This is a genomic window from Candidatus Sysuiplasma jiujiangense (assembly GCA_019721075.1).
In the GTDB taxonomy this organism is placed as follows: domain Archaea; phylum Thermoplasmatota; class Thermoplasmata; order Sysuiplasmatales; family Sysuiplasmataceae; genus Sysuiplasma; species Sysuiplasma jiujiangense.
The window spans coordinates 123,285-136,094 of the sequence record JAHEAD010000002.1 but is presented as its reverse complement, the minus strand read 5'-3'; the positions used below and the strand labels follow the sequence as shown (position 1 = coordinate 136,094).

General features: G+C 48.2%; 12 protein-coding genes. 5 read left to right on the top strand and 7 right to left on the bottom strand.

Translation table 11 applies throughout. The features are described from left to right. The first annotated feature begins 95 nt into the window (after window positions 1-95). The 3 genes from KIS29_02340 to KIS29_02330 are packed head-to-tail and all read left to right on the top strand — an operon-like array spanning window position 96 to window position 1,902. The gene (locus tag KIS29_02340) at window positions 96-485 is read left to right on the top strand and encodes a hypothetical protein (GenBank protein ID MBX8639163.1); all 390 of its coding nucleotides are present in this window, start codon (window positions 96-98) and stop codon (window positions 483-485) included. 50 nt (window positions 486-535) lie between these two features. Further along, a complete protein-coding gene (locus KIS29_02335) occupies window positions 536-1,219 on the top strand; it encodes a site-2 protease family protein (protein ID MBX8639162.1) in 684 nt (227 codons plus the stop codon). Window positions 1,220-1,272: 53 nt separating this feature from the next. Further along, complete coding sequence (locus KIS29_02330; protein ID MBX8639161.1) at window positions 1,273-1,902, top strand: nucleoside monophosphate kinase; 630 nt, start codon at window positions 1,273-1,275, stop codon at window positions 1,900-1,902. Between the two features lie 162 nt (window positions 1,903-2,064). On the opposite strand, the gene KIS29_02325 is transcribed toward KIS29_02330, so the two are convergent. After that, window positions 2,065-2,292: a hypothetical protein gene (locus KIS29_02325; GenBank protein MBX8639160.1), complete on the bottom strand. Its 228-nt coding sequence runs from the start codon at window positions 2,290-2,292 to the stop codon at window positions 2,065-2,067. 331 nt (window positions 2,293-2,623) lie between these two features. Between KIS29_02325 and KIS29_02320 the strand changes: the two genes are divergently transcribed. Together KIS29_02320 and KIS29_02315 are read left to right on the top strand one after the other, a co-directional pair. Next, window positions 2,624-3,805, top strand: a complete 1,182-nt coding sequence (locus tag KIS29_02320; GenBank protein MBX8639159.1) for a hypothetical protein — start codon at window positions 2,624-2,626, stop codon at window positions 3,803-3,805. A 425-nt stretch (window positions 3,806-4,230) separates the two neighbouring features. Continuing rightward, entirely contained in the window at window positions 4,231-5,292 is a 1,062-nt protein-coding gene (locus KIS29_02315; protein ID MBX8639158.1) for a hypothetical protein, read from the top strand. Window positions 5,293-5,300: 8 nt separating this feature from the next. Here the strand turns inward: KIS29_02315 and KIS29_02310 are convergent, their stop codons facing one another. From KIS29_02310 to KIS29_02285, 6 genes are all read right to left on the bottom strand, one after another. After that, window positions 5,301-7,163, bottom strand: coding sequence for a hypothetical protein (locus KIS29_02310; GenBank protein ID MBX8639157.1), 1,863 nt, complete (start codon window positions 7,161-7,163; stop codon window positions 5,301-5,303). Between the two features lie 110 nt (window positions 7,164-7,273). Beyond that, on the bottom strand, window positions 7,274-8,392 hold the full coding sequence (locus tag KIS29_02305) for an ABC transporter ATP-binding protein (GenBank protein ID MBX8639156.1): 1,119 nt from the start codon (window positions 8,390-8,392) through the stop codon (window positions 7,274-7,276). Window positions 8,393-8,396: 4 nt separating this feature from the next. Next, a complete protein-coding gene (locus KIS29_02300; GenBank protein ID MBX8639155.1) occupies window positions 8,397-9,233 on the bottom strand; it encodes a carbohydrate ABC transporter permease in 837 nt (278 codons plus the stop codon). 98 nt (window positions 9,234-9,331) lie between these two features. Further along, a complete protein-coding gene (locus KIS29_02295; GenBank protein ID MBX8639154.1) occupies window positions 9,332-10,195 on the bottom strand; it encodes a sugar ABC transporter permease in 864 nt (287 codons plus the stop codon). A 123-nt stretch (window positions 10,196-10,318) separates the two neighbouring features. Further along, entirely contained in the window at window positions 10,319-11,632 is a 1,314-nt protein-coding gene (locus tag KIS29_02290; GenBank protein MBX8639153.1) for an extracellular solute-binding protein, read from the bottom strand. A gap of 595 nt (window positions 11,633-12,227) precedes the next feature. Further along, the gene (locus tag KIS29_02285; GenBank protein MBX8639152.1) at window positions 12,228-12,695 is read right to left on the bottom strand and encodes a chromate resistance protein; all 468 of its coding nucleotides are present in this window, start codon (window positions 12,693-12,695) and stop codon (window positions 12,228-12,230) included. Between the last annotated feature and the right edge of the window lie 115 nt (window positions 12,696-12,810).

Genomic DNA, 12,810 nt, shown 5'->3' with positions numbered 1-12,810 from the left:
AATACTGTTTACATTATCCGCAGCCGTACGGGCCCGTGGCCCGCTGTTGCAGCATATGACTGTTTAAATATGGTCAGTGTTTATGCCCGGATCGCATGTCGCAGAAGGGTTTTATTGGTGTCACGGTATTCCTTTCCGTCCTGATTGTTATACTCCTTATAGTTGTTGTTTATCTCGTTTCAATCGTGGATATGAATCAATTCGATGTGCTCGCGTCGAACGAGAAAGTAAACGTCACATTCCTCAAGCCGGCATCGAGAACGCTCACAGTGGATTATGCAGGATACCTTTCGATAAGCTTCAGCTCGACCGCGCCGGTGCTTCTGAGAATCATGTATGAGTTCGGGGCGCACAATTATACCTTCACGTATGTGGGCTCGTCGGGCATTGAGCATCTGGCAGTACTCCCTTCAAAGGTTACACTCGATTTCAATACGGCATCAACAACTGCGACGGTAAAATACAGCGCGTTACTCCAGTACTGACGGTGCTTTAATGCTGCTCTACAGGAAAGGTGGCTCAGGAGACAGATCAAATGGATAGGCAGGACACATACAGCGGCACCTACAGCTACGATTACGGATACTCACCCTCGACATATCCGTATAATTATGTTCCCAGAGGAATGAGGTTCAGCAGCGAGGAGATCAAGAATATACTGCTCGCCATGGCCGTTCTTACAGTTGCATTTACGATCATATTACATGACTGGTTCAGTCCACTCCTTTTCCTTGACTTCGGTGTTGCCGTAGTCGCAGCACTGACCGGTTTTCTTTTCCATGAGCTGATGCACAAATATTATGCACAGAAGTTCGGTGCATGGGCGGAGTTCAGATCATCGAAATTCGGCCTACTAATGGCATTCATTACCTCCCTTTTCGGATTTCTACTCGCAGCGCCGGGGGCAGTCTACATCTCCGGCAACCTCGACAGTAAGGAAAACGGGATTGTCAGCATTGCGGGCCCGCTTACCAACAGCGCCTTTTCAATCCTGTTCCTGCTGCTCGCCTTCGTGTTCTCGTTCAACCTGGTTGCGTTCGAAACGCTCGCTTATATATCATTCCTTGACGCCTGGCTCGGACTCTTCAATATGATACCCGTCCCGCCCCTGGACGGCTACAAAGTCCTCAGATGGAACACTGTGAATTATGCCGCCGGCGTGTTGGTGCCGCTCGGTATCATCGTCTTCCTGACGTTCATGCATGTCGGCTTTGTTTGAGCACCCATGCTGCGTCGGACAAATTATTTAAACAGCTTGTAATTTTAGCAGTGATGAAAAACCGCCTTGTTTTTCTCGGTCCGCCGGGCGCGGGGAAGGGCACTCAGGCACTGATAATATCGAGAAGGTTTTCCATTCCCAGGATAGCGACCGGGGACCTTCTGAGGGATGAAATTGCAACAGGATCTGAACTCGGACTCAATGCAAGGCGTTACGTGGATGACGGCAAACTCGTTCCTGATGAGGTGGTGAATGAAATTCTTCGGAACAGACTTGCTGAGCTCAAATCGGGCTTCATTATTGATGGTTATCCAAGGACTATTGAACAGGCAAAATTCCTGGATGGTGTTACTGTCCTCGATCTTGTGCTTTATTTTGATGCACCTGAGGGAATACTCGTGGACAGGATCATTAACAGAAGGATATGCCCAGTCTGCAATTCAGTCTATAACACCACAGAATATCCGCCAAAGGTGGACAATCTCTGCGACAGGGACCGGACCCCTCTGATCCAGAGGAGTGATGACAACAGGGAGGTTGCAGAGGCACGAATAAGAACATTCTGGGAAAAAACTGCACCTCTGGTGCAGTTCTATTTTGAGAAAAATCTTCTGGCCAAGATTGATGCAAAGAGGAAATTCGACCAGGTAACCGGTGAAATACTAGTTGTAATGAATTCATAGGAATTCGTCGGATCCGAAAATGACTTGAATATGACCTGAAGAGTTCATTCTCCCTCTGCAACTCAATTATCCTGCTGCGGCCGCAGTTGCACGCATCGAGAAGTTTCTGTTTTGCAAGCATGCATCGCTGATGCGGATGCCGGTATTGCATCATTCACGCCGTCAGTCCCTCTTTTCCATCGCGCGTGAAATGTAATCGACGTAGATTGACAGCAGTATGAGAATGAGGAAAACAGATGAAAATTCAGATGTAATGATGCGCCACCTCATCAGGTATCCAGATATCAGCAATCCGGCCGAAATGATACCCGCGGCCTGCATATATCTGCGATGCTGCCACAGGTATCTGTTCAATGCGTGCTGCCGTGTTTCTTCAACCGGGATGATCATTGCTGACACTCTCCATCGCATGCCGCCAGTCCGTCATGCCATATCAAATCGACGGAACGGTTTTTTAAAAGCTTAACATCGCTGGACACATGGTTTTCTGTATATAATCGTGGACTTTCTCACTGCTCTGCAATTCAACCCATGCGTCGACATCACCGCTGCGATTCCTTTCCTCGGTTTAACTCATAAACAGAGAAACCGGATCACTTCTGAACTGCGAAATAATCCTGTGTTTTTTTATCATGAAAGGAATCGCAGTTACCACTCCGGATGCACAAAAAGAGAAAAAGTCGCGGAAACGTTAAATAGCAAATGCCCTGCATTGATGTCTATGGCAATCAGGAAGGGTTTACTCGCGGTTGCAATTGTCGCAATAGTCATCATTGCTGCCGTTGCGGTTTATGCATTTCAGGGTCATAACAGAAAGACTGTTCCAGCAACTATTCCGGGAACATACCTTGTCGCTCCAAAGGTGATCGCGAACACGCTGGGAGGATCATGGAGCGAGAATTTCTACCTTTCCGGAGGCTCAACGAATCCTGCAGGACTCGTGGGCAGCTATGCAGAGCTGTTCAATTACACTGCCAACGCGACGATTGCGCCCAACTATGCCTGTTTCCTCTCCGGCAGCTCCGAAATGTCGATCGCCGGCTACTCGCAGAATAAGTCGGATGCGCACCTGTTTTCGGCAATCGCTTTCCTGCCCAATGCCACCGCTGCCTTTCAGATTTACATCAACTTTACAGCCAAACTGGAAAGCAATTCATCGGTTGTATTTTCGACAGGTAAAATCAACGGCTGGCCTTATGTTGTCGCAAATGTCACGCACAATGGAAATGAAACGCAGCTCATCGTTGCAAATTATGCGAGATACGTCATACTGTTCGTTTACAGCGGCAAGACAGGCGTAAGCACCGGCAGCTTTGTCACACTGGTGAAGGACGAAATGGCGATACTGGGCAATGGCCTGGTGGTCACATATCCGTCCCGGCTGGTCACCACCGCTCAACTGAACAGCACAGTTGGGGTCGGATTCAACTCGGAAATTTATGCCGTTGCAAACATAACGGGTCTCAGATCCCTGATTGGCAGCCTGGAGAGCAACATCACAACTTCTGTTAATTCGTCATCCGTCAGCAGCGCGGAAACACAGTACCTTGAGAATATAACTTCGGCCAGTATTGCGCTCTTTGGGAACCAGGTGTCGAAGGAGATTGCCTTCTCCTCTTTCATTACCTTCAACGCAAGTTCATACCCTGCATTCATTTACCAGGCGCTTTACCTGGACCTCGGATCAAATGCCAACTACACACACAATAGCGGCACGATTGCGGGAAATCAGTATTTCTACATCTCCGGCAATCTGTCGGCAAACTCAGCAGCAAAAATTTCATTAATATTCAGTCTTGATGGAAAGTCCCTTCTCGTCGACGGGGTAATCGGTGCTGGCGCAATTTCATCCTCAGACATGGTAGCCCTTGTTACCGCACAGCTAACAGATATGTCATCCTGATCAGACGGTTAGTTCAAGATAAACCGGGCACCGGGGCGTAAACTCGAGCGGGCAGCCAACTGGCACAGTATTGGGAGGGATACACAGCTTTCCTTCGCTCAAGTCCGATTTTCTCCGGATACATTCTGACATAAATTTCGAATATAATGTCGTGCCGCTTAATTCGGAATTCCGCAGTGCCAGGTACTGTCGTTTTCACGCCGTTTCTCTCTTTAATCCGTCAGAACGAAATACTCAATCGTTCCTTCCTGCAAACGGTTTCCTCTGAAGTCAATGCTTCTGATGTATTCGGAATGGGATGTGCGAAAACAACGGTATGACTAAAACCTATATGTATTGCTTAGCGAATTCCAGTTGTTGAAAGTTTACTAATGAGCATTAGTAATTTCAAGTCAGATTTTAAATCGAACGCAGGAGTGGCAGAGTTGAGGAAGGAGGAGGACGGCGGCAATTACGTGCTTCGCCTTTTGGAAAGCATTGGCCTGTCAGAGAATGAATCGAAGGTTTACAAATACCTTGTTGAAAACGGAAGTGCTGTTTCCAGGGATCTGCTTACACAGCTCAATCTCAGACAGCCGCAGCTGTATGATATAATGGCTTCACTCGAGAGAAAGCAGTTCATAAATGTACAGAACAGCAGGCCCAAAGTCTATCTACCTGTCAATACCGAGGTTATACTGGAGAACAGAACAAGAGACACCGAGAAAATAAAAAAGGAGCTGATGAGCTGGGTATCCAATTCATCACGCTCGATGACCAGTCTGCCCGCAATGTGGCTGAGCAGAAACTGGAACAGCTTCGTAAGCAACACATCCGAAATAATCAGAAGCGCAAGACAGACATTGTTCCTCGAAACACCAGTAGATATCACAGACAATTTTTCCAAAGCGCTTGAATCCAAAATGGATGAGGGTATAAGATCCGGCCTCCTCATTTTCGGTACAGGCATGCAGGATTACAGGAGTAAATTTCTGAAGAGGGATTCACGGCTTTTCTCGGAAATCAGGATCGCGGGCATCGGACAATTTTTTTCGGCAATAAGTGACATGAACAGTTCTTCATTTATGCCACGGAGGGTGGCACTTTCTGGCGAGGACGAAAGGTACGGCTACATTCTGAGGGACGGAAACATGTCATGGTTCCTGCTTCATAATTTCTTTCAGGAATGGTTCACCGCCGAAACGGTGTTTTCCAGGCCGATAGAATTGCCGGCAGTTTACACTATACAGCGTATCGCTGTCAGTGATATGCTGAGACTTATGAAAGAGGGCCTGAAAAACCTTTATGTCAGGGTGACCGGCAAGGAAAGGAAGACGGGAGAGGATATCACAGTAGAGGGCAGGGTGACTGATATAGATATGGACCATGATATAGTGGATTTCAGGATCAGAAGCGGAACCCGTGATTTTACAGTCGGCGGATATGATTCGATCGCGGAAGATATCGAGGCAGAAACTATTGAATTACTGAGGGCATCAGGTGCATAGTGGCATCCTCAGTTGCCGGGGGAAATGTCGAATTCAACAGGACCGGCACGTTTGGCGAGTATGGTGCAGTCATAACGCCTGCGTCCTACGGATACGTTCTTTAACTTCACCTTTTCCGAGATTCTGCCGGCGAAATCAGGTTTCAGGGAGGGTACACCCCCCTTCACGCCGAGGCCTATGAAGCCACTGATGAGGGGATGAATGAGCATGGCCGAAGACCACGCCTGCATATAGCATCCGTTCTTCCTGTTTGTTATCTCCGGAATGCAGCACGGGGAATATTTTCCAAACGCAGAGATATTGTGTCTGAAAAATTTTAGTGCGTTGTTGGCGTCACCGTAAAACAGCGACGCCAGGCACATCATTCCGTTCTGGACGGGCATTGCCGCACCTCTCCTGTCCGCCGTTATTCCGTACCGCCCGCTTATCAGGGAGAGCCCTCCCTCACGCGCGCTTGCGAATCTTGCAAACCTGTCTCTGGCCGCAATATGGCAGTAGAAGGGCATTATCGATGTCCAGTGTCCCCTGAAGAGGGGGGAGCCGTCCACAATCCTGTTAGCATAAATATTCTGTTCCGGTATCCACATTTCATCTTCGATCGTCATGCGCGTCTCCGCCGCTGCCTCAGCAAGTTCATCCATTCTGTCGAAACGGGGATAGTCAGCATCTTCGCCGAGAATGGAACATATGCGCTCAAGTGATTCAACGCTTTCAGTGAAGAAGCACATTGTATCGATGTCCTTTCCCTCTCCGCGCTCCGGATCCTCCATCGCGCCGGGTCCGAGCATGTCTCTGTCAAGCACAAAGCAGAGTGCCCTGTATGCATCATGTGCATGCCCGGCAAGAAACTCCATGTCAAGCGTCCAGTCGTAATATTTGAGCAATGCGGTGGCGAACATGGCGCTTTCTTCCAGATCCCCTTCATTGTAAACATGTCCGCTGGTTATTATTTCGTGTGGTATCCTTCCATTGTTGCATCTCGCTCTTGCTGAAAGTATCTCAAGGGATCCCGCTGCGATATCGAACATTCCGCATTCAAGCAAGGCGTCGAATGTCAGGAAGGTATCGAATCCGAAGTACCATGGAAATTCGGGATGGCCCGCGGTTATGCCTGTGCCTATGCCGTCCTGGGCATGCGATAGCCAGGCAAGGACCATCTTGGACCAGTAATATGCATTGTCCACTGATGTGCTCTCTGTTATCAGTTCGGATCTGGACTGGATGCTGGAGTAAAAGGAGATGTTGTCCTGCTCCAGCCGGCCTAGGTTGGATACGCGTCCACTGCGTGACGTTCTTCGGCGGCTCTCTATCAGGATGAACGACTCTCCGATAGATTCAAGAGATATTTTTTCTTCCGTTATGCGGTACTTTCCCCTTCCGAAGGTTATTCCAAAACTCTTGTCGAAATTCGGGAAATGCAAGGTTGCCTTTCGATCATTGCTTCTGCTGGCAATCCTGTACTCAGGACTCCTGCTGTCGAGCCAAACAGGAATCGGTTTAAACTCCATGTCAACAGTCATTCGGACGGTGCCTTGCATCTTGATGAGCATGCCGGGGTTGTCTGTCATCATCAATTCGATCTTCGCATTTCCGAGATCGAAAATTCGTTTCCAGGGCAAAATTGAGAATGACTCGACTTTGAGCGGTTCGGAATTCCTGCTGACCGTGATATTCTTGAAGAGACGAAGTGGCGGAATCCAGAGGCCGTTCATCTCGTCCGGGATGTGGGACCCTATGCTGTCGGGCATCAAATCGGTAAATCCGATGAAATAGGAACGCATACCCGAAACGGTGAAGGGAAGATGCCCGGGTCTGCTAAGCACATGGATATTCACAGCGCCGTCAGATCCGTCAGGCATACCGTCACCCATGGGAGCCTTCAGCATTTTCCAGATATTTCAGCTCTATTGCGGGAACTGTCGTGTCCGGTGCATGGCGTTCTCTGCCGCTGTTTCCCGCGCCTTGAATCCGACAAGGTGACTCATATTGAAAACTCTTTTACTGCTGTTCTTATCCTGCGCTGCGTCTGCGCATCAAAAATAAAAAGTCTGTCAGGCGAGACATCGAGAGAAAAATGACTTCCCTTGCTGATTTCAAGAAGTTTCTCATTTTCGTCTCTCCGCTCTATTCTTGCAATGCATCTGTCAGGGCCAAGGTGGAAATGCACGTTCACGTCGGCTCCCAGCAGCTCCGCATAGTCAAAAACAGCCGACACGTTGCCTTTTTCCGAATACCTCAGGTCTGTAGGCCTGATGCCGATCACGGCTGACTGCGGAAGGCGTACCGATCCGTCCGTCGCAATGCGTGCGTTCCCGTTCAGGGCATCGTCAATCTTTAACCTGTATTCTGATGTGCCGCTGGGCAATAAGTCCACATTGATCATATTCATCGGCGGATTGCCGAGAAAATTCGCGACAAAAACATGATCAGGATCGTCGAAAAGCTTTTTCGGGGCATCTTCCTGTACTATTCTGCCCTTATTCATGACGACAATTCTGTCACCCAGCGTCATTGCCTCAACCTGGTCATGCGTCACGTAAATAATGGACTTGCCGGTGATATTCTGGAAGCGTTTCATTTCATCTCGCATCTCGTTTCTGAGCTTCGCATCAAGGTTGGAAAGCGGTTCATCCATCAGGTATGCTGTGGGCTCTCTGACCATTGCCCTCGCGAGACCAACTCTCTGGGCCTGCCCTCCTGACAGCTCCTTCGGTCTCTTCTTCAGCATCTGGTCAATCTGCAGTTTTGACGCCACGTTCCTGACTTTTGCATCGATTACATCCTTTGGCAGCCTCTTCATCCTCATGTTCAGTGCTATGTTGTCGTATACCGTCATGTGCGGATATAGCGCATAGTTCTGGAAGACCATCGCAATGTTTCTCTCCGAAGGATAGACGCCATTAACTATCTTTCCGTCAATGTATATCTCCCCTGAAGTTGGTTCAAGCAGGCCCGCAATGCACTTCAGTGCAGTCGTCTTACCGCATCCCGACGGACCGAGTATCACCAGGAATTCACCGTCGTCGGCTTCGAAATTCAGGCCATCGAGTGCCCTGACGCCCTTGAATTCGACCACAAGGTCTCTTACTTCTATCGACATCTGTTCATCCCTTCGTACCGGTGAGTGAAATGCCCTGAATGAAGAATCTCTCGAAAATGACGTATATGATGAATGTTGGAATGAGTGTAATGGTGGTCGCAAGCATCATCTGATTCCAGTAAATCTGTGTTCCATTGGCTCCCTTGAAAAAATTGAGTGCCAGAGGCAGCGTATACATGCCTGTCGACTGTATTTCAAATAGTGGCCAGATAAAATTATTCCATGATCCTATGAATGTAAAGATTGCGCTGGCCGCAAAGGCGGGCTTGGCAAGAGGCGCGGATATCCTGAAGAATATCTGGGCAGGACGCAAGCCGTCAATTTTTGCGGCATCCTCTATTTCGCCCGGTATTGTCAGGAAATACTGCCGCATCAGATATACGTTTACCGCCGAAGCAATCTGCGGCAGTATCAGTCCCTGATACGAATTTATCCAGCCGAGATTCACCATGAAAACATATTCGGATATGGTGATCACAGGGAAAGGAATCATCAGTGTCGCCAGAACAGCGTAAAATAACAAATTTCTTCCGGGAAAATCAAGACGTGCGAACGCGTAGCCGGCAAGCGATCCGATGAAGACACTTGAAGCAACAACAACGACGGCAACAAAAATGCTATTGAAATACCACATGGGAAAACTTCCGAAACTCCAGACGTAGTTGAAATTCGACACGAAATTTGCAATGCTTGTCCTGGAAACAGGATTCAGATCCACCGGGAATCCCGCAAATATGCTGGATCGGAATGACTTAAGGATCATCCAGTAGAATGGGACGAAATAGATTACCGCCAGTATTATCATCAGCGCCTGAAGCGTTGCACTTTTCGATTTGCTCATTCTGTAAACGGTCGGAACGTGCGCTTCCTCTCTTCCGAATCTGGAAGCGATAACATCCTTGAAGCGTGTCAACCGCTCAGTCACCGGATTCGAAGCTGTCATGCCCATGTCATCTCCTTGAAGAATCTTCGCTGTGTGAGCGTCAGGAGCATTATGACTGCAAAGAGAACGAAGGATGCGGCAGCGGACTGTCCCAGTTCATCGTAAAGGAATGCCCTGTTGTATATGAACATCAGGGGCACATAAGTTGCGTGCGCGGGACCGCCGTCGGTTATCACGAACACCTGATCGAATAGCTGTATGGATCCGATAAGGCCAAGAATTATGACAAATGTGGTAGTAAACCTGAGCATGGGGAAGTAGATGTACCTGAACTTGTGCCAGCTGCTCTTGACGCCGTCCAGGGCAGCGGCTTCCAGTATCTGCGTCGGAATTGCCTGCAGTCCTGCAATATATATTACCATGAAATATGGAGCAGTGGAGAAAATGTTCATCGCCATGATCGCTGGAAATGCGTATGTTGTGCTCAGCAGCCAGTTTTCGTTATGCGGAAGATTGAATATGTTCACATAGGGGAGGAAGGAATTAACAAGCCCCTGCGGGGAAAATACCCAGATGAATATTATCGAGAAAGCCACCGGTGATGATATTGCGGGGAGAAAGACGAGCGCTCTCGTCGTTCTTGAAGCCGGTAATTTGTTGTTGAAGAGAAGTGCGAGGAAAAACGCGAGAAACGTCTGAATGGTGACAACAACAACGGTGTAGTAAAGAACATTGAATATTGAGAAGATGAAGCTCGGATTTTCCAGCACATTGAAGTAATTGGTCAGTCCTATGAAGTAAATTTTATGAAAAAACGGATCGTAATGATAAAGGCTGATGTAAAGTGAAAACAATACAGGAAAGAAAACAAATGCAAACATCATGGCAAACAGAGGCGCAATAAAAATGTAAGCTGTCATGCTTACGACTCTCTTGCTTGAAGAACCCGAAAGCGATCTAAATGAGATGCCGGCTGCCAGAATCAACACACCTTCATATCAAGAGAATGGTAAAAGGTTTGAACGGTTAAAAATGTTGATGCACTACAATGTCGATGTACCTGCCAGCGAAGAGTTTGTATCGGCGAGTATCTGCTGGTAAGCCTGCATGGGCGTCAGTTTGCCGGCAAACATATCTGCAATGACATTGTGCGCCTCAGTGTGCGCCGCGGTGAAGTTCGTGGTGTTGTATGCCCATCCATATGTATACGGGAATTCGGTAGATCCGGCATATGCCAGTGCCGGCTGAATGCTCGAATATGCAGAACTTTCCAGGATTGACGTTCTCGCCGGCAGGGCAAGTCCCAGGCTAACCCACTGCTTCTCTCCAACCGGTCCGGTGAAGTACTCTATGAACTGAAGGGCAAGCCACTGTTTGGCTGCGGGCAAATGGCTGTTTATCGCCAGGCCGACGTCAAAACCCATTGTTCCGTTCTGTACATCTGATGGCATATGATAATAGCCAAGGGCGTTGAGATTGTTATGGAAGAACGAACCGTTTCCTGTTGCCACCGGATATGTCCATCCGCCGCTGACAACCATTCCGACCTTGCCTGTTGAAAAGTCGCCACCGTTCCAGCCAGCACTCATATTGGTATTCAATCCTGCCAGTCCCTTTTGGTATAGGCCGTACCAGAACTCTATCGCAGACAGGAGTCCTGCAGAGTTAGGTGCTGCACCGCTTCCGCTCTGGCTAATCCACTGTCCGCCAGCCTCATGCATGAATGCGAGGATCCTGGCAAACTGGGCTCCGACAACCATTGGATAGTAGCCGGACCCGCCTCCGGGCAGCATGGTCTCGTTGTTTTTGAGCTGCTGAAGTGTGGAAGTCATCGTTGTCCAGTTCCATACGGTAAGGTTGCCGGGGTAAGGAACTTTTTCCTGGTTGAATATGTACTTGTTGAAGTAGATGAACAATGGACTCCAGTCCTTGGGAGCGGCATAAATCCCTCCCTTGTATGTAAATGTGTTCAGGATCTGAGGAACAAATCCCTGAACATCGTAGCTCGAATTTGCATTCAGGAAAGGCGTCATGTTCAAAAGATAGCCTGCCTTGGCATAAGCGGGCAGTGCGTCATTTTCCATGTACATGACTGCTGGAGCCGTATTGGTCGTAAACTTCGTTGACAACACACCATAATAGTTTCCTGTTATCGGACTAAACACAACCGAATCGTTCGGATGCATCGCATTGAAGTTTTTTACCATCTGCTGGTCGAACGTGTATTCAGCTCCGCTGGATACCCATCCTGAAAAGACAATTGTCAGCTTGCTTTTCGGTTTGGTAAGAATGTACCCCGCGCTGGCAGCGGCCGCTATGACCACTACGATCACAACTATCACACCGACTGTTCTCATTCGCAAAATTATCCCCTCATTTATTTAATATACTAATCAACATTAGTATTGTATTCCCGTATTGGTCAAAAGCTATAAAAAAGTTATTACCGGAACCTGCTTTGCGGCAGCATGGCGATTTTAATAACATAGGTTCGAAACAGTCAGTTTCAGTTCGCAAACAAAGTCACCTGCTGTACATCATTGGATCAAAAAGATATCTCTTCTCTTTCCCTGACAGACAGAATGACAAGATCCAGGATATGTAACAAGATGTCAGGAACGGTTGTTGATGGATGAGAGATCAGGAAACAATCCGAGGGGGAGATGACCTATGCTGCCCCATGACTGCATTGCAAGATCTGATACACTCAAGGGGTCACCGTACCGGCAGGTCCGAAACGCTCACATTACTGTAAATGATGGATAAACTGTGCATGATGGATGGTGATGAGGCAGTCAGCCCTGCTTTCACAAAAGCGCAACGGCTGTTTACGCCAAAACGTGAACCTCCCTGACGCAAGTCCGGAAAAGAGAGCGGACCTCTCAGAATGGCGACACAATTAAAGTTTTCCGCAATTCCGTTTCGTCGTGTCCTGGGCCGCAAGGCAGTGTCTTAACTGTGCGCGTGTTCCAATTTCGATTTTCCTGCTATCTTTCCCTTGCAGTATGCATACAGCGCATCATAGAGCGGAAACTGGATTTTCATATTTTCATGGTCGTTTCCGGCTATTTCCCTGAATCCGAGCGCCGCCGCCTCCAGTCCCGCGGATTCAGCCGGCGCATCAGGAATACTTGCGTCCGCTCCCCTTACTATCCTCGCCAGTTCAAGAAGAGCAGCATCCGAGAGCCTGTACTTCCTTATTATGGAATCAAAACTCACATACTCCTTTCCATTCTCTTCAAAATGAAACAATTCTGCTCCCGGAGTGTCGAATGGAACAGCCTTTTCCTCCTTTGCAACCGTGAGTACCTTTTCCTTTGGAACAAACAGAAATTCCGCATTCCTGTCCACGAACCTTGATATCAGCCAGGGGCACGCAATTCTGTCCACTTTGGCTTTTTCTCTTGTTATCCATTTCATTAAGATCGGCACGTGTAGCGGATGTGCTCTATTAAGCACTTTTGAAATCCAGATGTTACCATTGATTCAAATTTCATCACACTGCTTACATGTGACTTCTTAGGTGAATATTTAA